This window comes from Rhodococcus tukisamuensis NBRC 100609, from assembly GCF_001894985.1.
GTDB classification, from domain to species: Bacteria; Actinomycetota; Actinomycetes; order Mycobacteriales; family Mycobacteriaceae; genus Rhodococcus_G; species Rhodococcus_G tukisamuensis.
In genome coordinates this window covers 396,002-419,832 of sequence record NZ_BCXG01000002.1, presented here as the reverse complement: position 1 = coordinate 419,832, position 23,831 = coordinate 396,002, and the positions used below count along the sequence as shown (strand labels likewise).

General features: G+C 70.3%; 19 protein-coding genes. 12 read left to right on the top strand and 7 right to left on the bottom strand.

Going from position 1 to position 23,831, the window contains the following annotated elements; all coding sequences use genetic code 11:
- Nucleotides 1–20 precede the first annotated feature (20 nt).
- On the bottom strand, nucleotides 21–1,097 hold the full coding sequence (locus RT2_RS03945) for a metal ABC transporter solute-binding protein, Zn/Mn family (RefSeq protein WP_072843201.1): 1,077 nt from the start codon (nucleotides 1,095–1,097) through the stop codon (nucleotides 21–23).
- Between the two features lie 85 nt (nucleotides 1,098–1,182).
- Here RT2_RS03945 and RT2_RS03940 point away from each other — a divergent pair, with 85 nt between their 5' ends.
- Nucleotides 1,183–2,268, top strand: a complete 1,086-nt coding sequence (locus tag RT2_RS03940; protein ID WP_072843200.1) for a LacI family DNA-binding transcriptional regulator — start codon at nucleotides 1,183–1,185, stop codon at nucleotides 2,266–2,268.
- A 33-nt stretch (nucleotides 2,269–2,301) separates the two neighbouring features.
- Here the strand turns inward: RT2_RS03940 and otsB are convergent, their stop codons facing one another.
- On the bottom strand, nucleotides 2,302–4,866 hold the full coding sequence (otsB, locus tag RT2_RS03935) for a trehalose-phosphatase (protein ID WP_072843199.1): 2,565 nt from the start codon (nucleotides 4,864–4,866) through the stop codon (nucleotides 2,302–2,304).
- A gap of 14 nt (nucleotides 4,867–4,880) precedes the next feature.
- Complete coding sequence (kstR, locus tag RT2_RS03930) at nucleotides 4,881–5,546, bottom strand: cholesterol catabolism transcriptional regulator KstR (RefSeq protein WP_072843198.1); 666 nt, start codon at nucleotides 5,544–5,546, stop codon at nucleotides 4,881–4,883.
- 128 nt (nucleotides 5,547–5,674) lie between these two features.
- Here kstR and RT2_RS03925 point away from each other — a divergent pair, with 128 nt between their 5' ends.
- From RT2_RS03925 to RT2_RS03895, 7 genes are all read left to right on the top strand, one after another.
- On the top strand, nucleotides 5,675–7,846 hold the full coding sequence (locus RT2_RS03925) for an acyl-CoA dehydrogenase family protein (protein ID WP_072843197.1): 2,172 nt from the start codon (nucleotides 5,675–5,677) through the stop codon (nucleotides 7,844–7,846).
- Between the two features lie 36 nt (nucleotides 7,847–7,882).
- Nucleotides 7,883–8,992, top strand: coding sequence for an acyl-CoA dehydrogenase family protein (locus RT2_RS03920; RefSeq protein WP_072843196.1), 1,110 nt, complete (start codon nucleotides 7,883–7,885; stop codon nucleotides 8,990–8,992).
- Entirely contained in the window at nucleotides 8,977–10,143 is a 1,167-nt protein-coding gene (locus RT2_RS03915; protein ID WP_072843195.1) for an acyl-CoA dehydrogenase family protein, read from the top strand. The genes RT2_RS03920 and RT2_RS03915 overlap by 16 nt, the downstream gene beginning before the upstream one ends.
- Nucleotides 10,140–11,144 carry a bifunctional MaoC family dehydratase N-terminal/OB-fold nucleic acid binding domain-containing protein gene (locus tag RT2_RS03910; protein ID WP_072843194.1) on the top strand — a complete coding sequence of 335 codons (1,005 nt, stop codon included), beginning with the start codon at nucleotides 10,140–10,142 and terminating at the stop codon, nucleotides 11,142–11,144. The genes RT2_RS03915 and RT2_RS03910 overlap by 4 nt, the downstream gene beginning before the upstream one ends.
- Nucleotides 11,141–11,581 carry a MaoC family dehydratase gene (locus tag RT2_RS03905; RefSeq protein WP_072843193.1) on the top strand — a complete coding sequence of 147 codons (441 nt, stop codon included), beginning with the start codon at nucleotides 11,141–11,143 and terminating at the stop codon, nucleotides 11,579–11,581. Before RT2_RS03910 ends, RT2_RS03905 begins: the two co-directional genes overlap by 4 nt.
- A complete protein-coding gene (locus RT2_RS03900) occupies nucleotides 11,578–12,750 on the top strand; it encodes a lipid-transfer protein (protein ID WP_072843192.1) in 1,173 nt (390 codons plus the stop codon). Before RT2_RS03905 ends, RT2_RS03900 begins: the two co-directional genes overlap by 4 nt.
- Before the next feature lie 125 nt (nucleotides 12,751–12,875).
- Nucleotides 12,876–13,250: a RidA family protein gene (locus RT2_RS03895; protein WP_072843191.1), complete on the top strand. Its 375-nt coding sequence runs from the start codon at nucleotides 12,876–12,878 to the stop codon at nucleotides 13,248–13,250.
- A gap of 140 nt (nucleotides 13,251–13,390) precedes the next feature.
- Here RT2_RS03895 and RT2_RS03890 read toward each other — a convergent pair whose 3' ends face one another.
- Nucleotides 13,391–14,002: a TetR/AcrR family transcriptional regulator gene (locus tag RT2_RS03890; RefSeq protein ID WP_072843190.1), complete on the bottom strand. Its 612-nt coding sequence runs from the start codon at nucleotides 14,000–14,002 to the stop codon at nucleotides 13,391–13,393.
- A gap of 125 nt (nucleotides 14,003–14,127) precedes the next feature.
- Between RT2_RS03890 and zapE the strand changes: the two genes are divergently transcribed.
- The 3 genes from zapE to RT2_RS03875 all read left to right on the top strand — a co-directional run bounded on the left by zapE (nucleotide 14,128) and on the right by RT2_RS03875 (nucleotide 17,481).
- On the top strand, nucleotides 14,128–15,081 hold the full coding sequence (gene zapE / locus RT2_RS03885; RefSeq protein ID WP_072843189.1) for a cell division protein ZapE: 954 nt from the start codon (nucleotides 14,128–14,130) through the stop codon (nucleotides 15,079–15,081).
- Between the two features lie 100 nt (nucleotides 15,082–15,181).
- Nucleotides 15,182–16,018, top strand: a complete 837-nt coding sequence (locus RT2_RS03880; protein ID WP_072843248.1) for a mycofactocin-coupled SDR family oxidoreductase — start codon at nucleotides 15,182–15,184, stop codon at nucleotides 16,016–16,018.
- Nucleotides 16,015–17,481 (top strand): MFS transporter, encoded by a 1,467-nt coding sequence (locus RT2_RS03875; protein WP_245709111.1) that lies wholly within the window; start codon nucleotides 16,015–16,017, stop codon nucleotides 17,479–17,481. Before RT2_RS03880 ends, RT2_RS03875 begins: the two co-directional genes overlap by 4 nt.
- Before the next feature lie 72 nt (nucleotides 17,482–17,553).
- Here the strand turns inward: RT2_RS03875 and RT2_RS03870 are convergent, their stop codons facing one another.
- From RT2_RS03870 to kstD, 3 genes are all read right to left on the bottom strand, one after another.
- Nucleotides 17,554–19,359: a cholesterol oxidase substrate-binding domain-containing protein gene (locus RT2_RS03870; RefSeq protein WP_072843188.1), complete on the bottom strand. Its 1,806-nt coding sequence runs from the start codon at nucleotides 19,357–19,359 to the stop codon at nucleotides 17,554–17,556.
- A gap of 94 nt (nucleotides 19,360–19,453) precedes the next feature.
- Nucleotides 19,454–20,314 (bottom strand): enoyl-CoA hydratase ChsH3, encoded by an 861-nt coding sequence (gene chsH3, locus RT2_RS03865; protein WP_072843187.1) that lies wholly within the window; start codon nucleotides 20,312–20,314, stop codon nucleotides 19,454–19,456.
- Nucleotides 20,315–20,325: 11 nt separating this feature from the next.
- On the bottom strand, nucleotides 20,326–22,056 hold the full coding sequence (gene kstD, locus RT2_RS03860) for a 3-oxosteroid 1-dehydrogenase (RefSeq protein ID WP_245709112.1): 1,731 nt from the start codon (nucleotides 22,054–22,056) through the stop codon (nucleotides 20,326–20,328).
- Nucleotides 22,057–22,201: 145 nt separating this feature from the next.
- Here kstD and RT2_RS03855 point away from each other — a divergent pair, with 145 nt between their 5' ends.
- Complete coding sequence (locus RT2_RS03855) at nucleotides 22,202–23,821, top strand: FAD-binding protein (protein WP_072843185.1); 1,620 nt, start codon at nucleotides 22,202–22,204, stop codon at nucleotides 23,819–23,821.
- Nucleotides 23,822–23,831 lie beyond the last annotated feature (10 nt).

Here is a 23,831-nt window from a genome sequence, read left to right as displayed (position 1 = left end):
CTGCACCGGATGCGCCGGCCTCAGCGGGCGGAGCCGTCGAGCGCGGCGGCGAGTGCCGCGGCGGTGGCGCTCTGCCACTGAATGTAGTCGAGCCCCTCGGGCAGCGTCTCGCTCACCTCGACGACCGTGATGCCCGCCGCCTCGGCGTTCGCCCGGACGTCCTGGGTGACGCGGTCCTGGGTTTGGCTGTTGTAGATCAGCGCGTGGACCTTCTTGCCCGCCAGCAGGTCCCGGGTGGCGGCGATCGCCGCGGGCGGGGGGTCGTTGCCGTCCTCGATGGCCTTCGTGAAGTCCTCGGGCGTCTCGTCGCGGAGGTCGGCGGCGGCCAGCAGGTAGTGCGCGATCGGCTCGGTCTGGGCGACCGGGGCCTGTCCGTGGGTCGCCGCGATGGCGTCGGTCACCGCGGTGATCCGGTGGAGCTTGCCGTGGAAGTCGGCGGCGTTGGCGGTGTACGCGTCGGCGTTCGCCGGGTCGATGACGCCGAGTTCGGCCGCGATCTTCTGTGCCACCGCGTCGACGGTGGGGACGTCGTACCAGACGTGTTCGTTCACCGCGCCGTGTCCGTGGTCGTGGTCGTGGCCGGCGTGCGAGTCGGCCTCCGCCTCGTGGGCCGCCGCCTCGTGGGCCTCTGGCTCCGGGGCAGCGGGGGACGCCGCGGCGGCGTCGTGGTCGCCGTGCAGGTCGGTGGGGGAGCCGTACAGCTCGAACGCGTCGACCGTCCGCTTGCCGGGCATGCTCTCGAGGATGTCGTCGAGGAACCCGTCGTATCCGCCACCGTTGAGCACGACCAGGTTGGCGTCGGTGATCCGGGCGGCGTCGCGGGGGCTGGCCTCGTAGGAGTGCGGGTCGGCGGAGGGGTCCGAGACGATCGAGACGACGTCCGCACGGTCTCCGGCGACGGCGCCGGCCACCGAGCCCCACACATTGGTGGAGGCGACGATGCTGACGCGCTGACCGGCCGCGACGGGGCCGTCCGCGTCCGCGCTCGAGGCGGTGGAGCAGGCGCCGAGGGTCAGGGCGGCGGTGACGGCCAGCCCGACGGCCGCGGCGACCTTGCGGTGGCGGCGGGAACGGGCGGTCGGGTCGAGCTGAGGCATGCCCAAGATATTAATGGAAACCGTTTCCGTTGTACATTAGCGGGGCCGTGCTGTCGGTCACGGCCGCATTCAGTACGGTCCGACTATGTCCCGGTCCCGTCATCCGCACCGTCAGGCCACCCTGGCGTCGCTCGCGGCGGAGCTGAAGGTCTCCCGCACCACCGTCTCCAACGCCTACAACCGGCCGGACCAACTGTCCGCGGAACTGCGCGAACGGGTGCTCGACGCCGCCAAGCGGCGCGGCTACCCGGGCCCGGACCCGGTGGCCCGCTCGTTGCGCACCCGCAAGGCGGGCGCGGTGGGACTGCTGCTCACCGAGGCATTGAGCTACTCCTTCCGGGACCCGGCGGCGATGAGCTTCCTGGCGGGCCTGGCCGAGTCCTGCGAGGACGCCGGCCAGGGGCTGCTGCTGGTGCCCGCCGGGCCGGGCCGCGACGACGTCGACGCGGCCGCGGTGGTGCAGCAGGCCGGGGTGGACGGCTTTGTCGTGTACTCCGTCGCGGACGACGACCCCTACCTCGCTGCGGTGCTCGAGCGGCGGATGCCGATGGTGGTGTGTGACCAGCCGCGGGAGATCGCGGGGGCCTCGCTGGTCGGCATCGACGACCGCGGCGCCATGCGCAAGGTGGCCGAGTACCTGATCACCTTGGGGCACAAGGAGTTCGGTGTCCTCTGCATGCGGCTCGGTCGCGACCTGCGGGACGGCCTCGTCGAAGGGGACCGGCTGAACTCGCCGAACTTCCACGTCCAGCGCGAGCGAATCGCCGGGGTGCGGGACGCGTTGACCGCCGCCGGGCTGGACCCGGCCTCGCTGACGGTGATCGAGCGCGCCGAGCACTCCGGTCCGGCCGGTCACTCCGCCGCGGAGCAGGCCCTCGCGGTGAACCCGCGGATCACCGCGCTGCTGTGCACCACCGACGTGCTCGCGCTGGGCGCGCTGGACTACGCCCGCTGGCGCGGGCTGGACGTGCCCGGGCAGCTGTCGATCACCGGCTTCGACGGCGTCGACGACGCGCTGCGCGAGGGGCTGACCACCGTCCGCCAGCCGGCCGAGGAGAAGGGGCGGCGGGCCGGGCGGCTGCTGCTCACCCCGTCGCACTCCGGCGTCGCGACCGTGGAAATGCTCGAGACCGAACTGCTGCGCGGGCACACCGCGGCGCCGCCGGCCTAGCGGCCCGACCGTCCTGCGGCCGGGCCGGCCGACCTACCGCGCGGTCAGGCCGCGGGCCTCGCTGAGCAGCTGCGCGCACCGCAGCAGGCCCAGGTGGCTGTACGCCTGAGGATGGTTGCCCAGCGACCGCTCCGCGACCGGGTCGTACTCCTCGGCGAGCAGTCCGGTCGGACCCGCCGCCGCCACGAGCTGGGCGAACAGGGCCTCCGCGTCGGCGAGCTGGCCGGTCAGCAGGTAGGCCTCGACCAGCCAGGCCGCGCACAGGTGGAACCCTCCCTCGCCGCCGGGCAGGCCGTCGTCGTGGTGGTAGCGGTACACCGTCGAGCCGCTGCGCAGCTCCGCCTCCGTGGCGATGACGGTGGCCGTGAACCGGGGGTCGGACGGGTCGATCAGTCCGGACAGCCCGATGTGCAGGGTGGCCGCGTCGAGGTCGGTGCCGTCGTAGGCGGCGGTGTACGAGCGGGCCCGGTCGCTCCAGCCGCGGTCCTTGACCTCGTCGGAGATCTCGGTGCGCAGCGCCTTCCAGTCCTGTCCGGCCTCCCGGTCGAAGCGCGTGGCCAGGGTCAGCGCCCGGTCCACGGTGACCCAGCACATCACCTTCGAGTACACGTGGTGCCGCGGGTTGCCGCGGATCTCCCAGATGCCGTTGTCGGGTTCGGACCACCGGCGCTGGACCGCGGAGACCATGGCGCACACCAGGTCCCAGTCGGCGTCGGTCAGGGCCTGCGCGGTGCCCTGCTTCTCCCGCGCGTGGGCCAGGTGCGAGATCAGGTCCACGATCGGGCCGAAGACGTCGAGCTGAACCTGCGAGTTCGCGGCGTTGCCGACGCGCACCGGCCGGGACCCGGCGTACCCGGGCAGCGAGTCGAGGACTGCCTCGGGGGGCAGGCCGCCGCCGTAGATCGTGTACAGCGGGTGCAGCCGTTCCGGTCCGGGCAGCGTCTCGAGCACCCGGTGCACCCAGTCGAGGAAGTTCTCCGCCTCGGTCAGGGAGCCGAGCGAGACCAGAGCGGAGGCGGTCAGCGAGGCGTCGCGCAGCCAGCAGTAGCGGTAGTCCCAGTTGCGGACGCCGCCGATCTCCTCCGGCAGCGAGGTGGTCGCGGCGGCGAGGATGGAACCCGAGTCGGCGTGCACCAGCCCGCGCAGGGTTAGGGCGGAGCGCTTCATCAGGCCGGGCTTGAGCGGAGGCAGGTCGAGGCCCTCGGCCCACTCGGCCCAGTACGCCTCGGACAGCGCCCGACGGTCGGGTTCCGGTGTCGCGGACGGATCGAGATCCGAACTGCCGCAGCGAAGTTCGAGTACCACGGGTCCGGCGGACGGGTCGACCACGGCGTGTGCGGTCTGCTGCTGGCCGTCGTTGACGATCTCCCACTCGACGCCGGCGGAGCGCAGCACCACCGGGTCGTTGGTGCCGTAGACACGCAGGCCGTCCTCCTCCCGCTCGAGCTTCACCTGCGCCTGCCCGAACTCGGGGCGGGGCGCGAAGGTGACAACCGCCTTGGCCTGGCCGGTGATCACTCGGGTCAGGTCGGTGCGACCGGAGTCCACGTCGTGCGGCAGGTAGTCGGTGACCTGCAGGCTGGCCCATCGGGTCTGCACGGTCATGGTGCCGTCGACGTAGCGCTGGCTCAGCGGCAGCGCGGCCCGTTGCGGCGCGACGGTGAAGTGGCCGGCCTCGACGCCGCCGAGCAGGTGCGCGAACATCGCGGCGGAGTCCGGCTCGGGATGGCACAGCCAGGTCAGTGAGGCGTCGGGGGTCAGCAGGGCAACCGAGCGGGGGCTGGCGAGCATGGTCAGCCGCTCGATCGGGGTGGCGCTGTCGCCGTGCAGCCAGGTGCGGCGTTCCTCGAACAGGAACGCCAGCGCGGTGCCGACGTCCTCGGGGCTCTCCACGCGGAACTCGGCGAGGGACTCGCCGTCGCCGACCTTGACGCCGAGGTCGGGTCCGGCCAGCCTGCGGAACGCCTTCTCGTCGGTGACGTCGTCGCCGAAGAAGACGGTCGCCGACGCGCCCTCGCGGTGCCGGAGGATGTCGAGGGCCTCGCCCTTGTCGGTGACGATGACGGCCAGCTCGATGACGGCCTTGCCCTCGGTGACCTGTACGCCGTCCCAGGTGGCGGCGTCGCCGCGGACCCGGGCCAGCGCGGCGTCGGCCACCTCAGGGCTCGCGTTGCGCACGTGCAGCGCGACGCTGGCCGGCTTGGTCTCGACGGCGATGCCGTCGCCCGCGGCGGCGATCGTCAGCAGTTCGTGGGTGATCTCGCGCAGCAGCCGCTTGGCGTCGTCGTCGATCTCGTGCACGAAGCCGACGTCGAACTCGGAGCCGTGGCTGCCCACCAACTGCACCTCGACCGGCAGTCGCGAGAGCATCGCCAGGTCGCGCAGGGCGCGCCCGGAGATCACCGCGGACGCGGTCGAGGGCAGGCTCGCGAGCGCCCGCAGGGCGCGCACCGATTCGGCATCCGGAAATGCCTTCGCCGGATCGGACACGATGGGTGCCATGGTGCCGTCGTAGTCGGACGCCACCAGCAGTCGCGGCGTCCGGGCGACTGACACCAGACGCCGGCGGAGCTCGAGGGGTAGATCTTGCGCACTCACTGCGCGAAGTCTACTTAGGAATCGGCCGGATCCTGGTAGCCGCCGCCGAGAAGAAGTTCGACGGTCAGCTCGAGTCGCTTGGCGACGTCGGTTGCCGACGAGCGCCGGGTCAGCCAGGCCACCAGGTTGGACAGCCAGACATCGGAGATGACGCGCGCGATGGCGAGCTGCTCCTCGGTGGGTGTGCCGTCGTTCATGGCCCGGGCGAACAGCGCGTCCATCAGCTTGCCCACCGCGTCGACCTCGGCGGCAGCGGAGGCGTCGGCGAACATGAATGCCCGGGTCATCGCCTCGGTGAGCAGCGGCTCGCGCTGCATCGCGCGGGTGATCTGACCGAGGATCAGGTGCATCCGCTCGATCGGGGTGTCGCCCGGCGGCATGCCCTTCTTGCGGGAGTCGATCTTCTCGAATTCGCGGGCCAGCGCGGACACCAGCAGGTGCACCTTCGACGGGAAGTAGCGGTACAGGGTGCCGACCGCGACGTCCGCGCGTTCTGCCACCGCGCGCATCTGCACGGCCTCGTAGCCGCCCTTCGACGCCAGCACCAGGGTGGCGTCCAGGATCCGCTTGCGTCGCTCTCGTTGCGCGTTGGAACTGAGGTCCTCGTCGGTCAAAGTCGACACGGCCGCGCCGGTTGCGGTGGCTTTGCCCGCGGAGCGTGTACGAGATGAGGAGGTCATCGACGAAATCCTTGGATTAGGCGAAACATTTTCGAGGGCGGTTCAAGTCTGGTCTTGACTCTGGACCAACTTACAGATTAGAACACGTTCTACATGATTTTGTCAGTACTGAGAGGTTGGCCTTCCTTGTGACTATCGCCACGACAGACGAGCAGCGTGCCGTCCAGGAATCGATTCTGGCCTGGTCGCGCTCCGCGAATCCTATCGAGACGCTCCGTCAGGACCCGGCGGATCCGTGGCGCGCGCACTGGCCGGCGCTCGCCGACCTGGGTGTGTTCATGGTCGCGCAGGCCGAGGAGGTCGGCGGCGCGGACGGCGAGATCGTCGATCTCGCGGTGATGCTCGAGCAGGCCGCCGCGGCGCTGGCGGCCGGTCCGGTCCTGTCGACCGCGCTGGCCGCGCTGGTGGTCGGGCGCAGCGGTGAACCCGCCGCCAAGCAGTGGGGGCCGGAGCTGGCCGAGGGTGGGCGTCCGGTCGGCGTCGTGCTCGACGGGGCGGTCGCGGCCGAGGCCGACGCCGACGGCGGCCTGGTGCTGAGCGGCGACGCCGGCCTCGCGCTCGGCGGCGCACCCGGTGTGGCGGTGCTGCTGCCCGCCACCCGCGGCGCCTCCTCGGGCGAAGCCTCGGGTGAAGTTGTCTGGTGCCTGCTCGACGCCGACACCGCCGGCCTGACGGTCGCGGCGGTGGAGAACGTGGACGTGAGCGTCCCGCTGGCCACCGTGCGCCTCGACGGCGTCACGGTCTCGCCGGACCGGATCCTGACCGGCGTCCGCCCGGGCCTGGTGCGTGACCTGGCCGCCACCCTCGCCGCGGCCGAGGCCGCCGGTGTTGCCGGCTGGTGCCTGCGGACCGCCGTCGAGTACGCGAAGATCCGCGAGCAGTTCGGCAAGCCGATCGGTTCGTTCCAGGCGATCAAGCACCTGTGCGCCGAGATGCTCTGCCGGGTCGAGCAGGCCCGCGCCGTGGCCTGGGACGCGGCCGTCGCCGCCGAGTCCGGCGACGAGTTGCCGATCGCGGCCGCGGTCGCCGCGTCCGTCGCGTTGGACGCGGCGGTCGACACAGCCAAGGACTGCATCCAGGTGCTCGGCGGCATCGGCTTCACCTGGGAGCACGACGCGCACTTCTACCTGCGGCGGGTGCTCTCGCTGCGCCAACTGCTCGGTGGCGGCGCCGCCTGGCGGGCCCGGGTCGCGGAACTGACCCGCGCCGGGGCCCGTCGGCACCTGACCGTGGACCTCGGCGACCTCGCGGGGCAGCGGGAGACCGTCCGCGCCGAGATCGAGGCGATCGTCGCGCTCCCGGAGGCCGAGCGGCGTGTTGCGTTCGCCGAGTCCGGTTACCTGGCGCCGCACTGGCCGGCCCCGTACGGCAAGTCCGCGAAGGCCGCCGAGCAGATCCTGATCGGCGAGGAACTCGTGCGCGCCGACCTCGAGACCCCCAACCTGGTGATCGGCTGGTGGGCGGTGCCCACGATCCTCGAGCACGGCACCGCCGAGCAGATCGAGCGGTTCGCGATGCCGACCCTGCGCGGGGACCTGACCTGGTGCCAGCTGTTCTCCGAGCCGGGCGCCGGCTCCGACCTCGCGTCCCTGCGCACCACCGCCGACAAGGTGGACGGCGGCTGGGTGCTCAACGGCCAGAAGGTGTGGACCTCGCTCGCCCTCGAAGCGGACTGGGCGATCTGCCTGGCCCGTACCGACAAGGACGCGCCGAAGCACAAGGGCATCACCTACTTCGTGGTGGACATGCGCAGCGCCGGAATTCGGATCTCGCCGCTGCGCGAGATCACCGGCGACGCGCTGTTCAACGAGGTGTTCCTGGACGGGGTGTTCGTGCCGGACGAGTGCGTGGTCGGCCAGGTGAACGGCGGCTGGAAGCTGGCCCGGACCACCCTCGCCAACGAGAGGATCGCGATGAGCGGTGGCTCGTCGCTGGGCAAGGCGATGGAGGAGCTGCTCGAGCTGTCCAGCCGCGGTGGCACCGACCCGGTCACCGAGGACCGCATCGGCTTCCTCGTCGGCGACGCCCTGGTCGGCTCGCTGCTCGAGCACCGGACCACACTGCGTCAGCTCGACGGCCAGGACCCCGGTCCGGCGTCGAGTGTGCGCAAACTCGTCGGGGTACGGCATCGTCAGGCTGTCGCGGAGTTCGCGCTCGAGTGCGCGGGCATCGACGGCGCGGTGGAGGGTCCGCTCTCGCGCGAATTCCTCAACACCCGCTGCCTGACCATTGCCGGTGGTACCGAGCAGATCCTGCTCACCGTCGCCGCCGAGCACCTGCTCGGGCTGCCGCGCGGCTGACCGATTACACGCACTTCGACAGGACGGATTTCTCAGGTGGATTTCACTTTCGGTAGTGAGCAGCAGGCGGTGGCCGAAGTGGCCGCTGCCGTGCTGCAGACGGCGGCGAGCGCCGAGACGCTCGCCGCCATGGACCGCGGCGCCCCGGTGTGGGACACGACGCTGTGGCAGCGGCTGGCGGACGAGGGGGTGCTCTCGCTCGCCCTGCCGGGCTCGCTCGGCGGCGACGACCTGGGCATCGGCGAGATCGGTGTCCTGCTCGGCGAGGTCGGCCGGTGTGCCGCCCAGGTCCCCGTGCTCGAGACCCTCGGCTTCGGTGTGCTGCCGCTGCTGGCACTCGGCGCCGACCCGCAGCGCTTCCTGTCTGGGGTCGCAGGCGGCGCGATCCTTACCGCGGCGCTCGCAGAACCGGGCGCACCGCTGCCCGCGATTCCCGCGACCGCCGCGACCGCCGACGGCGACGGCTACGTCGTCAACGGCCGCAAGGTCGGCGTGCGCTATGCCGAGCAGGCGGCCTTCGTGCTGGTGCCGACGTCCGCTGGCGTGGCCGTGGTGGCCCCCGACGCCGACGGCGTCACCCTGACCCGCACGTTTACCGCCTCGCTGGCCCCCGAGTACACGATGGTGCTCGAGAACGTGCGGATCGACTCGGGCGCACTGCTGACCGGCATTCCGGTCGCACAGGTGTACCGGATCGCGCTCGCCGCGGTCGCGGCGCAGGCGGCCGGTTTGGGCACCGGGATGACGAACCTCACCGCGAAGTACGTGACCGGGCGCGAGCAGTTCGGCAAGCCGATCGCGGTCTTCCAGGCCGTCTCGCAGCAGCTCGCCGACTCCTACGTCACCGCCCGCACCCTCGAACTGGCTGCCCGCTCGGCCTGCTGGCGGCTCGCGGAGGGCCTCGACGCCACGGAGGACACCTCGGTGGCCGCCTACTGGCTGGCCGAGCAGCTGCCCGTCTCGATGCAGCAGTGCAGTCACATGCACGGCGGCATGGGCGCCGACGTCACCTACCCGGCCCATCTGTACTACGAGCAGACCAAGGACCTCGTCCGCCTCGTCGGCGGCCCCGCGTCCCGTCTGTCCATTCTCGGCGCTCTCAGCGCCCGCGACCTCGGCGTGGAGGCAGCATGCTCATCGATCTGACCCCGGAGCAGAAGAAGCTCCAAGCGGAGTTCCGCGACTACTTCGCCGGGCTGATCTCGCCCGACGAGGCCGAGGCCATGCTCACCGACCGGCACGGCCCCGAGTACCACGAGGTCATCCGCCGGATGGGCCGTGACGGCTGGCTCGGTGTCGGCTGGCCGAAGGAGTTCGGCGGCAAGGGTTTCGGCGAGATCGAACAGCAGCTCTTCACCAACGAGGCGGTCCGTGCGGACGTCCCGCTGCCGTCGGTGACGCTGCAGACCGTCGGCCCGACGCTGCAGGTGTACGGCACCGAGGAGCAGAAGCAGAAGTTCCTGCCGTCGATCCTCTCCGGTGAGGTGCACTTCGCTATCGGGTACACCGAGCCCGAGGCGGGCACGGACCTCGCGTCGCTGCGCACCACCGCGGTCCGCGACGGTGACCACTACATCGTCAACGGCCAGAAGTACTTCACCACCGGCGGTCACGCCGCCGACTACATCTGGCTGGCCGTGCGCACCGGCACCACGGAGGACCGGCACCGTGGCATCTCGATCCTGATCGTGGACACCAAGGATCCCGGCTTCTCCTCGACGCCGGTGATAACCGCCGACGGCGCGCACCATGTCAACGCGACCTACTACGAGAACGTGCGGGTCCCGGTCGAGATGCTGGTGGGCGAGGAGAACAAGGGCTGGCGGCTGATCACCACCCAGCTCAACCACGAGCGCGTCATGCTCGGCCCGTGCGGCCGAGTCGGTGGTCTCTACGACCATGTCAGCGAGTGGGCCAAGCGTCCCGGACCCGACGGCAACCCGCTGCTGACCCAGCCCGACGTCCAGCGGGCGCTCGGCGAGATCCGCGCGATCTACCGGCTCAACGAGTTGCTGAACTGGCAGGTGGCCTCGCAGTCCGGTGCGCTTGACATGGCCGACGCATCGGCGACGAAGGTGTTCTCCACCGAGCAGATCCAGCGGATGGGCCGGCTCGCCGAGGAGGTCGTCGGACGCTGGGGCGACGCGGCCGACCCGGAGACCGGGCACCTGCTCAGGTGGCTGGACGCGCAGACCAAGCGCAACCTCGTCATCACCTTCGGTGGCGGCGTCAACGAGGTCATGCGCGACCTCATCTCCACCGGCGGGCTGGGGCTGCCGAAGGTGGCGCGGCGATGACCGACATTCTCGCTGCCGCGCAGCAGGTTCGGGATGGCGGTGCAAGCAAGGCTCGCAGCGGTCGCGACCCGGTGAACCTGCCGATGATCCGGAACTGGGTCGAGGCGATCGGCGACGAGAACCCCATCTACGTCGACGAGGTCGCCGCCCGCGCCGCCGGTCACGACGGCATCGTCGCGCCGCCGGCGATGGCGCAGGTGTGGACCATGCGCGGACTCGGTGCGGTGCGCGAGGAGGACGACCCGCTCGGCCGGATGACCGAGATCCTCGACGAGGCCGGGTACACCTCGGTGGTCGCCACCAACTGCGACCAGACCTACCACCGCTACCTCGCCCCCGGCGAGGAGGTCACCATCGAGTCGGTGCTCGAAGACGTTGTGGGACCGAAGAAGACGGGCCTGGGGGAGGGCTGGTTCTTCACCACCCGCAACCTGTGGAAGGTCGGCGACGAAGTGGTTGCCGAGATGCTCTTCCGCATCCTCAAGTTCGCGCCGCCCGCGAAGACCGCTGCCCCCGAAACCGTGGCGGCCGTGGCGTCTTCGGCGAGCGGTGACCCGGTCGACGACCTCGACGGCACCCGGATGATGCGTCCGGCGGCCTCGCTCGACACGAAGTTCTTCTGGGACGGCGTGGCCGCGCACGAGCTGCGTCTGCAGCAGCGGCCCGACGGTTCGTTGCAGCACCCGCCGGTGCCGGCACTGTGGAAGCCCAAGGGCGAGAGCACCGACTACGTCGTGGCCTCCGGCCGCGGCACGGTGTTCAGCTACGTCGTGCACCATGCGCCGAAGGTGCCGGGCCGGCCGCTGCCCTTCGTGATCGCGCTGGTCGAACTGGAGGAGGGCGTGCGCATGCTCGGCGAGCTGCGTGGGGCCGATCCCGAGACCGTCGCCGTCGGCCAGTCCGTCGAGGTGGACTTCCTGGACTTCCCGGCCGACCCGGACAACGACGACAAGGGCCCGTGGACGCTGTACGCCTGGCGGCCTGTGGAGGAGAACCGATGACCCCGCTGAACCCGCCCGCCGTCGCGGTCGGCGACTCGCTGCCGACCCTGGTCGTCGAGGGCACACCGACGTTCGTCGTCTCGACGGCGTTGGCCACCCGCGACTTCCAGGACGTGCACCACGACCGGGACCTCGCGCAGCAGCGCGGTTCCAAGGACATCTTCGTCAACATCCTGACGGACACCGGCCTGGTGCAGCGCTACGTCACGGACTGGGCGGGCCAGAAGGCCGTCCTGAAGTCGATCGAGCTGCGTCTCGGTGTGCCGTGGTACGCCTACGACACCCTGACCCTCACGGGCAGCGTCGTGTCGGTCGAGGACGGACTGGTCACCCTCTCCGTCGTCGGGACCGACTCGCTGGGCAAGCACATCACCTCCACCGTCCGGCTGGTCATGGACGGCTCGGTCACCACCGGCGCAGTTGGGAGCCCCGCATGAGCGGCCTGTCAGGCAAGGCCTCGATCGTCGGTATCGGTGCCACCGACTTCTCGAAGGATTCGGGACGCAGCGAGCTCCGGCTGGCCGCAGAGGCGGTGAACCTCGCCCTCGCCGACGCGGGCCTGACTCCCGCGGAGGTCGACGGTCTGGTCTCGTTCACGATGGACACCAACACCGAGACCGCCGTCGCCCGCGCGGTCGGGATCCCGGAACTGAAGTTCTTCAGCCGCATCCACTACGGCGGCGGCGCGGCCTGCGCGACGATCCAGCAGGCGGCGCTGGCCGTCTCCTCGGGCGTCGCGGACGTGGTGGTGGCCTACCGGGCGTTCAACGAGCGGTCCGGGCACCGGTTCGGCCAGGTCGACTCCGGTCTGGTCAACCAGGTGAACTCGTCGGGCGCCGACTACGCCTTCTCCTACCCGCACGGACTGAGCACGCCGGCAGGCAGTGTGGCGATGATGGCCCGCCGGTACATGCACCAGTACGGCGCCACCAGTGAGGATTTCGGGCGGATTGCCGTCGCCGACCGCAAGCACGCGGCGACCAACCCGAATGCGTTCTTCTACGGCAAGCCGATCACCCTCGAGGACCACCAGAACTCACGGTTCATCGCCGAACCGCTGCACCTGCTGGACTGCTGCCAGGAGTCGGACGGCGGCATCGCGATCGTCGTCGTCTCGGCGGAGCGGGCCAAGGACCTCAAGCAGAAGCCGGTCTCCATCGCGGCCGCGGCCCAGGGCAGCGGCAAGGACCAGTACACGATGATGAGCTACTACCGCGACGACCTCGCGTGCATCCCCGAGATGGAGCTCGTCGGGAACCAGCTGTGGGATCAGTCGGGCCTGCGTCCGGACGACATGGACATGGCGGTGCTCTACGACCACTTCACCCCGTACGTGCTCATGCAGCTCGAGGACCTCGGGTTCTGCAAGCGCGGCGAGGCGAAGGACTTCGTCCGGGAGCCGGGCGCGCTCGAGATCGGCGGCAAGCTCCCGCTGAACACGCACGGCGGCCAGCTGGGCGAGGCGTACATCCACGGCATGAACGGCATCGCCGAGGGCGTCCGACAGATCCGCGGGACCTCCGTGAACCAGGTGGCGGGTGCCCAACAGGTGCTGGTCACCGCGGGCACCGGCGTGCCGACCTCGGGTCTGGTACTCACCGCCTGAGAGCAAGTCCGTTGCGGAAAGCCTCGGCCGCGAACGCATTTGCGTTCGCGGCCGAGGTCGCTTCACCGGCGTCGGCCGGTGTACTTCTCGAAAGACCGCACTTCGCAAAAGGCAGGGAACGGGACATGGGACAGGGAAACGAGAACTGGGAAGAGGAGTTCGAGTACTCGGACGCCGTGCGGGCGGGCGACCTGTGGTTCCTCTCGGGGCAGGTCGGGCTCGAGGCCGACGGCACCGTGCCGGCCGACATCGAGCGGCAGTACCGGTTCGCCTTCGACGCGTTGCTCGGGGTGCTGCGCAAGCAGGGCTGCACGGCCGCGGACGTGGTGGAGCTGACCACCTTCCACGTCGACTACCCCCAGCACCTGCCGGAGTTCATGAGGGCCAAGTCACGGTTCCAGGGTGACGCGCGGCCGGCCTGGACCGCGGTGGGGGTCGCCGCACTCGCCATGCCGGGCACGCTGGTGGAGATCAAGGCCGTCGCCCGAGCCCGCGACTGACAGGCCGCACCGGTACGGTCGGTGGATGCCGGGAATCGGCTCCCACCGACCGTGACGGATCAGTGCGTGGCGAGGGCGATCCGGTCGAGCTCCTGCGCTGACCCGAGGCCGCGGAAGTGCCCAGTTTCAGCGTGTCTGATTCAGGGCCGGGCGCTCAGGCCTCCGAGATAGGTCGCGATCGCGGCGGTGAGCCGGCGCGCGCTCGCGGCAGTTCCGGGTTCCGGCCCGGCCAGGGCTTGCGCCCCGACCGAGTTCTCCCAGACCAGTCCCTCGCACAGGGCGACAAAGTTGGCGCCGTCGATCTCGGGGTCGGCCGATCCGAGCTCCCGGACCAGGCCGGCCGCCAACTCCTGCGAGAAGATGCTGGTAGCCAACGCCCGCTGGATCTCCTTGTCGTGCACCATCTCCAGGGCGAGCGCGTAGCGGACGCGGATGTCCCGGGCCCGGTCGGAGAGCATGGCGTCGAGGGCCGAGCCGATGTCGGCCGCGAGTTCCTCGACGGCGGGTAGCCCGCCCGGACGAGGCCGGGTCAGCCGAGACCGCTCGAAGTCGCGCCGTGAGCTCTCGGTCAGGCGCTCGACCGCCGCGACGAGCAGTTCCCGCTTGGTTCGGAAGTAGTACGAGGTGGATCCGGCGGGCAATTCGAGATGTCGGTCCACCGCGCGGTGGGTGAGGGCCCGGATGCCGTCGGCTGCGACTATGTCGAGTACCGCGTCCGCGATCCGTTCGCGTCGGTCCGTGCCGCCTGCCATCTCGTCACCACTCTCCGGCTACCGCCCGTTCTGTACCGAGTCCGGTCCCGGGGTGAGACCCATCTCGCATTGAGACCCCGACTCTACATTCGTAGAGTCGGGGCATGCGAAGGACCCGACCGACCATGACCGTTGAAACTTTCGAGCGTGCCGCCGCAAGCGCGGGCTTCGAGCTCGACGCGGGCCAGCGGGTGGTCGCCGAGCGGCTCGCACGGGTGGACCTGCGGCCCGGCCGCGGCGCCTACCTGTGGGGCCCGGTAGGCCGCGGCAAGACCTGGCTCATGGACGCGTACCGCGCCGGACTCACGGTGCGGCGCACCCGGCGGGTGCACTTCCACGAGTTCTTCCGGCAACTGCACCGTTCGGTGCACGAGGTCGGCATCGAGCGGGCGTCGACGGGTCTGCTCGCCGGCTGCGACGTGCTGTTCTTCGACGAGTTCCACGTCCACGACATCGGGGACGCCGCCCTGCTCACCCGCCTGCTGTCGGCCTTGGAGGACTGCGGCGTCGCACTGGTGGTCACGTCGAACTACCCGCCGGACGGGCTGCTGCCCAATCCGCTGTTCCACGACAAGTTCCGGCCGACGATCGAGACGTTGAAGCGGCGGCTCGAGGTGGTCGAGCTGGTGGGCGAGCGCGACTACCGCCTCGGGGCCCCGCCGCAGGACGGGCGCTTCTCGTCGGGGCGCTACCTGCCGGGCGGGACCCATCCGGCGCCGCCGCACGAGCACGAACGCACCACGGTGAGCCCGCCGTCCGGGCGCCCCGTCGTGGCCCGCGCGGTGCGCGGGGACCTGCTCTGGTTCGACTTCGGCGATCTCTGCGAGTGCCCGGTCTCGCCGCACGACTACCTCGGCCTGGCCGCCGCCCACAGCCGGTGGGTGGTCAGCGGCGTCCCGCCGATCGGGGAGGCCGCCCCCGACGGGGTGCAGCGGTTCTGCACCCTCGTCGACGTCCTGTACGACCGCGACGTGGAGCTGACCGTGCTCGGCGCCGACTGGCGAACGCCGGATCTGCAGGACCCGCCGGCGGTCCCGGACCTCGCACGAGCCCGCAGCAGGCTGGCACTGCTGCGGTGACCGCGGCCCGCGTACCGCTGGACGGGATCGACCGGCGCAGGTCGCCGCGGGCGGAGTAGTGATGACTGCAGACGAATTCGACGCGAGGGAGTGCAGCACGATGGACGATTTCGAGGGCAAGGTCGCACTGGTCACCGGGGGTGCCCGCGGACAGGGCCGCTCGCACGCGGTGGCCTTCGCGGAGCGCGGTGCCGATGTGGTGATCTGCGACCGGTGCGAGGACAACGACTCGGTGTTCTACCCGCTCGCCACCGAGGACGATCTCGCGGAAACGGTCCGGCTCGTCGAGGCCACCGGCCGGCGCTGCATTGCGGTCAAGGCCGACACCGGCGACCGGGCCGCGATGGACGCCCTCGTGGCCCGGGCCGAGTCCGAGTTCGGTCGCGTCGACGTCGCGGTCGCCAACGCGGGGGTGTCCGTCGCGGCTCCGGTGCAGTCGATGACCTCAGCCCAGTGGAACGAGGTCATCAACTCGAACCTGACCGGAGTGTTCAACACGCTCGGGGCGGTCTCACCCGGCATGATCGAGCGCGGCTACGGCCGGATCATCACCATCTCGTCGATGCTCGGCCGAGCGGGCAACACCAACATGGTGGCCTACGCCGCGTCCAAGTGGGGCGTGATCGGGATGACCAAGAGCGCGGCCCTGGACCTGGCGAAGTTCGGCATCACCGTCAATGCGATTGCCCCGGGCAACATCTCGACGCCGATGATCCACAACGACGCGCTCTACTCGCTGATGCGGCCGGACCTGGACGCGCCGACCATGGACGACGTCGCGCCGGTGTTCGAGAGCCTGCACGCCCAGCCGGTGCCGTGGCTCGACCCGTTCGAGATCACCCGCGCGGTGCTGTTCTTCGCCGCCGAGGCGAGCGCCCACATCACCGGGACCGTGCTGCCGATCGACGCGGGCAACGCCGCCCGCGTCACCGGGTGAGCGCGGGGGAGACCACCGCACCCGAGGCCGGCGCTGCCGGGACGGTCCAGGCGCCGGTCGCGGAGTCGGTGTTTCAGGATCCGGCACGTGCGCGACGCGTCGTGGCGGTCCTGAGTCTCAGTGGCGTCCTGGTTTCGCTCCAGCAGACGCTGGTGGTGCCCATTCTCCCCGATTTCGCCGTTGCGCTGAATGTCTCGTCCGCCACCGCGTCGTGGATGGTCACCGCGACCCTGCTGACGAGCGCGGTGGCGACGCCGCTCATCGGACGCCTCGCCGACCTGTTCGGCAAGCGGTCGATGATGCTGGTGTGCCTGGCCGTGATGGTGCTCGGCTCGGCGGTCGCAGCGCTCGGCCAGGTGTTCCCGGTGGTGGTCGCGGGGCGCGTCATGCAGGGCTTCGCGATGGCGCTGCTGCCGGTGGGCATCAGCCTGATGCGCGACGTGCTGCCGCGCGAGCGACTGGGCGGGGCGGTGGCACTGATGAGCGCCACCCTCGGGATCGGCGGGATGATCGGGATGCCGCTGGCCGGCGTCATCTACGAACACCTCGGCTGGGAGGCGCTGTTCTGGGTCAGCGGCGCGGGCGGTCTGCTGCTGGCGGCGTTGCTGCTCGCCGTCGTCCCGGAGTCCGCGGTCCGCTCACAGGGCCGGTTCGACTTCGCGGGCGCGCTCCTGCTGACCGTGGCCCTGACCGGACTGCTGCTCGCGGTCTCCAAGGGTGGTGAGTGGGGCTGGACCGGCGTCAGCACGCTCACGTGTGCGGCGGTCGGCCTCGCCGCGTCGGCCGCGTGGATACCGCTCGAGTTGCGGATCCGGGAGCCTCTGGTGGACCTGCGGACCACCGTGCTGCGTCCGGTGCTGGTTTCCAACATCTGTGCGGTCCTGCTCGGGTTCGCGATGTTCCTCAGCGCCTACACCGCCACCCAGGAGTTGCAAGCGCCGGTTGAATCCGGTTATGGTCCCGGCCTTTCCGAGACCCAGGCCGGCCTGGCAATGCTTCCGGGCGGGCTGCTGATGGTCCTGCTGGCGCCCCTCTCGGCCCGGATGTCCCGACGGCACGGAGCCCAGGCAACCCTGATGGTGGGCGCCGTCGCGATCGCGGTGGGCTACGCGGTACGCGCGGTGCTCGGGTCCGCGGTCCTCAACGTCACCGTCAGCGCGGCGATCATCTCGGGCGGGGTGGCCCTGGCCCTGGCGGCGATGCCGGTGCTGATCACGGAGGCCGCACCGGCGGACCAGACCGCCTCGGCCAACGGAGTGAACAGCCTGCTGCGCTCCGTCGGCACCTCCACCGCCAGCGCGGTGGGTGCGGCGGTGCTCGCGACGTCCACGGTCACGGCGGCCGGTGTCACGGTGCCCACCATCGGCGCCTTCAACCTGCTCTACTGGCTGGGGGCGGTGGTTTCGCTTGCCGCCGTGGCGGTCACGCTCTGTGTGCCGGCGCGTGCGCGCGTTCGGTCCTGATACCGCACCGGACAAACGACGAGCGCCCCCCGCGCCGCGTGATGCGGTGCGAGGGGCGCTCGTTCGGTCCGGCTACGGCAGCAGCTGGTCCATGAAGGTGTTGCTGTAGACGCGGTGCGGATCGATGGCGTTGAACGCCGCGCGGGCGGTGTCCCAGTTGTCCGATCCCGGCAGGCCGTCCCGGTAGCTCCTCGGCAGGTCGTTCGAGATGATCGCCCCGTCGGTGTACGGCTTCTCCGGTCCGAATGCCCAGCCCTTCGACCACTCGGGTCGGAAGACCGCGTCCGCGCCGGCGTAGTGCCCGCGCATCCACTGCTCCATCTCGCGGTAGAACGCGAACATGCCGGGGGTGCCGGGCACACCGAGCACGTTCAGCCAGATCGCGGTGTCCCACTCGGGATGGTCGTCGCGCACCCGCATCGCCGAGATGGTCGGGGCGCCGGCGGCCGGTACCAGCAGGTCCTCGACCTGATCCATGCCGCAGCAACGGATCTCGACGGGGCCGTTGAGCGGGAACTTGCCCTGGCCCTTGTAGAACTGGATGCGCCCGTTGTACCACTGGGTGAAGTCGTGGATGACCTGGCCGATGTTCGCCCGGTTGGTGACGACGGCGCCGCCGCCCTCGGTCAGCCGCAGCGTGGTGTGCTTGATGTAGAACTGGACGTCCTTCGACCAGCCCCAGATGTCCTTGGTGTTGGTCGACGACAGGCCCGAGACGGTGGCGGCGTACATGCCCTGGCCGAACATCGGGGCGATGCCCGGCAGTCCCGCGTTGAGCCCGCCGAGCAGGTCGGTCAGCGGCTCCGGCAGGTTGTCCGAGAACGTGTAGCAGTACGGTTCCGTGATCTCCCTCGAGCTTGCCGGCTTCGTCGGGGCCACCGACCACACCTTCAGCCACGGCTTGTCGGTGAACGGGTACCAGATAGCCTCCACGCCACCGGACTTGGCGACGTAGGACTCGAAGGTGCGGCCCTCGGCGCCCTTGGGGCCGAACATCTCCTCCCAGCCGATGTCGGTGAACGACTCGCAGCGCATCCGGAAGTTCGGGCCGGCCTGCAGGGTCACCGAGGTGATGAAGGTGCGGCCCAGGTTGGTCAGCAGTGGGTTGATCGCCGGGTCGCTGCGATCGTAGGTGCGCAGCGCGTACTCGGTGCCGTTCCACGCCACCACGGTCAGCGAGGTGACCAGGTTCGACAGCGAACCGTAGGTGTGGCCGGGGGTGGTGGCCTGGCCGGCGGCGGGCAGTGCCGCGCCATGGGCGTCCACGGCGAGGCAACCGGCGACGGTGAGCACACCGGGCGCCGGCAGGTTGGCGATACCGAGACCCTGCTCCTGCAGTGCCGAGGTGATCTCGTACAGCGTCGCGCCGGGGCCGGCGGTGACGGTGTCCGGCGAACCCTTGTGCACGGCAACGCCGCCGAGGTGCTTGATGGTGTCGACGAGGATGACCTTGTCCACCGACTCGCCGTTCACGACGGTGAGCGGGGTCCAGCCGTGCATGGCGCCGCGGGGGCGCAGCTTGTAGTCCTTGGCGTGGGCCCAGTTGGTCAGCCGCACGACGTCGTCGGCGTTCTTCGGGAATGCGATCAGCGTCTTGTCCAGAATGATCTCCTTGGACCAGTTCTGGTACGCCTGCTGGGCCAGGTCGATGCCTTCGGGGAAGTCCGGGGGCGCGGGGAGATCGGCGGCCGAACCGGAAGCGGATCCCGAGAGGACAGAGGAACCCGAGGCCGAGGAACCCGCGGAACCCTGGGTGCGGACGGGGACGGCGTGGACGGGAGTCCACGCGCCGAGGGTCGAGACTGCGAGGGCCCCCGCACCTGCAGTTAGGAAGCCTCGCCTGGACAGGCCGGCCCGGTCATCGTGAGATGCAGACATGCGTCTACTCCGTTGTGGTGGTAGGTATTCGAGGGGGTTGTGCTGTTGTCTTGAAACTTGTGAGCGGCCGGTGAGGGCCGCGGGTGTTCAAAAGTCAGGCGAGGGTCAGGACGACATCCGCGAGGGCGGGCGAGTCGTCGCGATCCGGCACGGTGGCCGAGATCAGCAGACGTCCCGCATCCTCCCAGATGCGAACCCGGAGGCTCTCGCCCGGATAGACCACACCGGCGAACCTGGCCCGGTAGCCCTTGACCCGTGTTGCGTCGGACTCGAGGGCCACGTCGACAGCCGCCTTGCACACCATCCCGTAGGTGCACAGTCCATGAAGGATAGGTGCCGGGAAGCCTGCGGCGGACGCGAATTCGGGATCCGAGTGCAACGGGTTCCGGTCACCGCACATCCGGTACAGCAACGCCTGCTGCGGCAGGATCGGTACGGAGGTCTCGAAGTCCGGCGCCCGGTCCGGAAGCGCGACGGACTCGGACGGGCCGCGCTCGCCGCCGAAGCCGCCCTCGCCACGCGCGAAGATCGACGAGCGGGCGGTCCACAGCGGATTCCCGTCCAGATCGGTGGTGGTGGACTCCTGGACGATGACCGCGGCCTTGCCCTTGTCCCACACCTCGGAGATCCGGGTCGTGGTGCGTGCGCTTCCCTCGGCCGGGATCGGCCGGTGCACGGTCACCTCCTGGCTCCCGTGCACCACCTTCGCGAGGTCGATCTCCACGCCGGGGAAGGACACCTTCGGTGCCTCGGTGGCATGGATGTTGGCCACCACGGTGGCGAAGGTCGGGAGCACCTGCGGGTTGCCGTCGGTGAGGTAGCGCAGTTCTCGGGCGTCGAGCGGGCGGGCGCCCGCGCCGATGCCGAGGTGGTAGAGCTGCACGTCCGAACTGGTCCAGGTGAACTCCTGGACCGGAAGCTCGGCGCCGATCGCAATGTTCGGGTCGATGGGCAACTGCGGGCCTCTCAGTTCGAGTTGGTTGCGGCGGAGGGCGACTCGGACTCGGTGCCCGCAGTGGCGACGGCTCCGGACTTGGCGCGCCGGGCGATGTCGAGGACTGCCAGGTAGCCGAAGGTCATCGCGGGTCCGATGGTCGCGCCGGGGCCCGCGTAGGTGTGGCCCATCACCGGTGCGCTGGCGTTGCCGGCGGCGTAGAGACCCTCGATCCAGGTGCCGTCCTCGCGCAGGGCGCGGCCGTCGACGTCGGTGCAGATGCCGCCCTTGGTGCCCAGGTCGCCCGGGACCATCTTGATTGCATAGAAGGGAGCCTTGCTCACCTCGCCGAGGCTCGGGTTCTTCAGTCGCGGGTCGCCGTAGTACTGGTCGTACCCGCTGTCGCCACGTCCGAAGTCCTCGTCCTTGCCGTTGCGCGCAAATCCGTTGAAGCGCTCCACCGTCGAGGTGAGCGCCTCGACCGGGAGACCGGTCTTCTCGGCGAGCTCGGCGATGGTGCCCGCCTTGACCACGACGCCGGCCTTGAGCCAGCGGCCGGGGAAGGGGGTGCGGGGGGTGATGCCCGCGAAGGTGTAGCGGTTGCGGTAACGCTGGTCCAGGATCATCCAGGTCGGGATGTTCTCACCCGGGCCCTCGCCCTGGCCGTACTCGCCGCCGTACATCATGTGCGTGGCCTCGACGTAGGGCGCGGCCTCGTTGCCGAATCGCTTGCCTGCGGTGTTGACCATCAGGGAGCCGGGCAGGGTCCGCTCGGAGAGGGCGAACCACGGGCCGCCGGTCAGCGGGATGGACGGGCCCCACCAGGCGTCGTCCATGAAGTCGACTGCCGCGCCGAGCTTCTGGCCGGCGACGATGCCGTCACCGGTGTTGGCCTTGGCGCCGACGGTCCACTCGGTGCCGATCGGCCCGCGCTGGTACTTCTTGCGCATCTCGTCGTTGTGCTCGAAGCCGCCGGAGCCGAGCACGACGCCGTGACGGGCGCGGATGACCTGCTCCTCGCCGTCGACGAGCACCTTCACGCCGCGGACGGCGCCGTCCTCCGTGTACAGCTCGGTCAGCGGGGTGTTCAGCAGGATCGGCACGCCCGCGTCACGTAGGCCGATACGCATGCCGGCGACCAGAGCCTGCCCGCGGACCAGCAGGTCCTTGCCGGTGGCCTTTGCGGCCAGGAACCGCATGCCGACCTTCATGGCGCGCAAGGGGCCGCGGCGGTTGCGCATCAACAGGTTCAGCCACTTGTAGTCGGCCTGGGTGATGACGAAGTTCTTGGGAGCCTTGACGTAGTCGGGCTCGAGGTTCTTGCGGTCGTCGCCGAGCTTGTTGCCGTCGAACGGCGTGGGCTCGACGGAGCGTCCGCCGACCCGTCCGCCGGGGGCCTCGGGGTAGTAGTCGGAGTAACCGGGCACCCACTGCAGCTCCAGTGCGCTGTTCTTCAGCACGAAGGACAGCATCTCCGGACCGCGGTCCAGGTAGGTGTCGATGCGCTCGGGGGCGACGACGTCGCCGATGATGCTGTGCAGGTACTCGCGGGCGGCTGCCGGGGTGTCGGTGACCCCGTCCGCCTGCAGCGCCTCGTTGTTGGGGATCCACACCCCGCCACCGGATCGAGCGGTGGATCCGCCGTAGTGGGCGGCCTTCTCGACGATGACCACGCTCAGGCCCTGATGGGCCGCGGTCAGTGCCGCGGTCATGCCCGCGGCGCCACTTCCGACAACGACGACGTCGTATTCCTGCTTGCTCATGTAGAACACGTTATAGAATGATGGCCGGTATCGTCCATCCTTTCTGCCAGGAAGTATTCCTGAACTCGGACGATCCGATCAGAACCCAAACGAAAACACGTTGCAGTGACGAAAATTCGTTGCAGTGACGAGAGGGCGGTGCGCAGTGGCCTGGGACTTTTCCGCGGACGTCGTGGTGGTCGGAACCGGTGTGGCGGGGATTTCCGCGGCGCTGGAGGCGCTCGACGCGGGTGCGGAGGTGCTCGCCCTCGACAGGTGCAGCGGAGGCGGCGCCAGCACCATCTCCGGCGGCATCGTCTACGCAGGTGGCGGTACGTCGGTACAGCGCGCGGCCGGGATCGACGACACCGCCGACGCGATGTTCGCCTACCTGAGCAGCGAGGTCGGCGACGCGGTCCGGCCCGAGACGCTGCGCCGGTTCTGCGACGAGAGCCCCGCGATGATCGACTGGCTGGCCGCCAACGGGGTGCCGTTCGAGGCGTCGCTGTGCCCTTACAAGACGTCGTACCCCACGGACAAGTACTACCTCTACTACTCGGGCAGTGAGGCCGCAGGCGGATTCCGCGACGTGGCCGCGCCCGCGCCGCGTGGACACCGGGCCAAGGGCAAGGGCACGTCCGGCAAGATGCTCTACCAGCCTCTGGTCGACTCCGCGCTGGCCAAGGGGCTACGGCTCGTGCAGCAGACCCGCGCGGTCCGCTTGCTGACAGACGACGCAGGCGCAGTCATCGGCGTGGAATGCATGAGCCTGCGCGACGCGCCCGCCGCGGTGCGGGCCTCGCACGCCCGGCTGTCGGCGCTGTCGGCCAAGCCTGGCATCTACTACCCGCCGATGCGCAAGATCCTGCAGAAGCGCGTGGAGCGGATCGAGGCCCGCTACGCCCGGCCCATCCGGGTGCAGGCCCGGTCCGGCGTGATCGTCAGTGCCGGCGGCTTCATCGCCAACCGTTCGATGGTCGCCGAGCATGCCCCGCGGTACCGCGGCGGACTGGCTCTGGGCACGGCCGCAGACGACGGCAGCGGCATCTTCCTCGGTACCGACGTCGGCGGTGCCACCGCCAAGATGTCCAACATCTCGGCGTGGCGGTTCATCGTCCCGACGAGCGCGTTCCTCGGGTCCCTGCTGGTGGACCGGCGGGGGGAGCGGATGGTCGACGAGTCCCGGTACGGCGCCGCACTGGGTCACGCGATGATTGCCGAGCGTGAGGGGCAGGGCTGGCTGGTCGCGGACGCCGACCTCGTCGCGGAGGCTCGCACCCAGTTGCGCAGTCAGACCAACTGGTTCCAGCGGATCCAGGCGGAGACACTGCTCCGGCTGGATCACACCACCGGCCGCACCCTCGCCGAGGTAGCAGCCAAGGTCGGGGTCGACCCGGCCGGTCTGGCCGCGACCGTCGCCGCGCACAACGAGGCGATCGAGACCGGCGCGGGCGATCCGATGGGCAAGCCCGACGACTTCCGCCGGCCGGTTCGCACCGGACCCTTCTCGATGTTCGACGTCTCGCTGAAGAAGAGCCTGACCAACCCGCTGCCGATGATCACTCTCGGTGGGCTCGTCGTCGACGAGGAGTCCGGGGCGGTGATCACCGCCGACGGTGCTGCGATCGACGGCTTGTACGCGGCCGGCCGCACCGCGGTGGGGATTTGCTCGAATTCCTACGTGAGCGGGCTCTCGCTTGCAGACTGTGTGTTCTCCGGCCGTCGCGCCGCCGCGCACGCCGCGCGTCGCGGGTCCATTCGGTCCGGAGTCGTCTCGACGACATAGTCCGCACCGA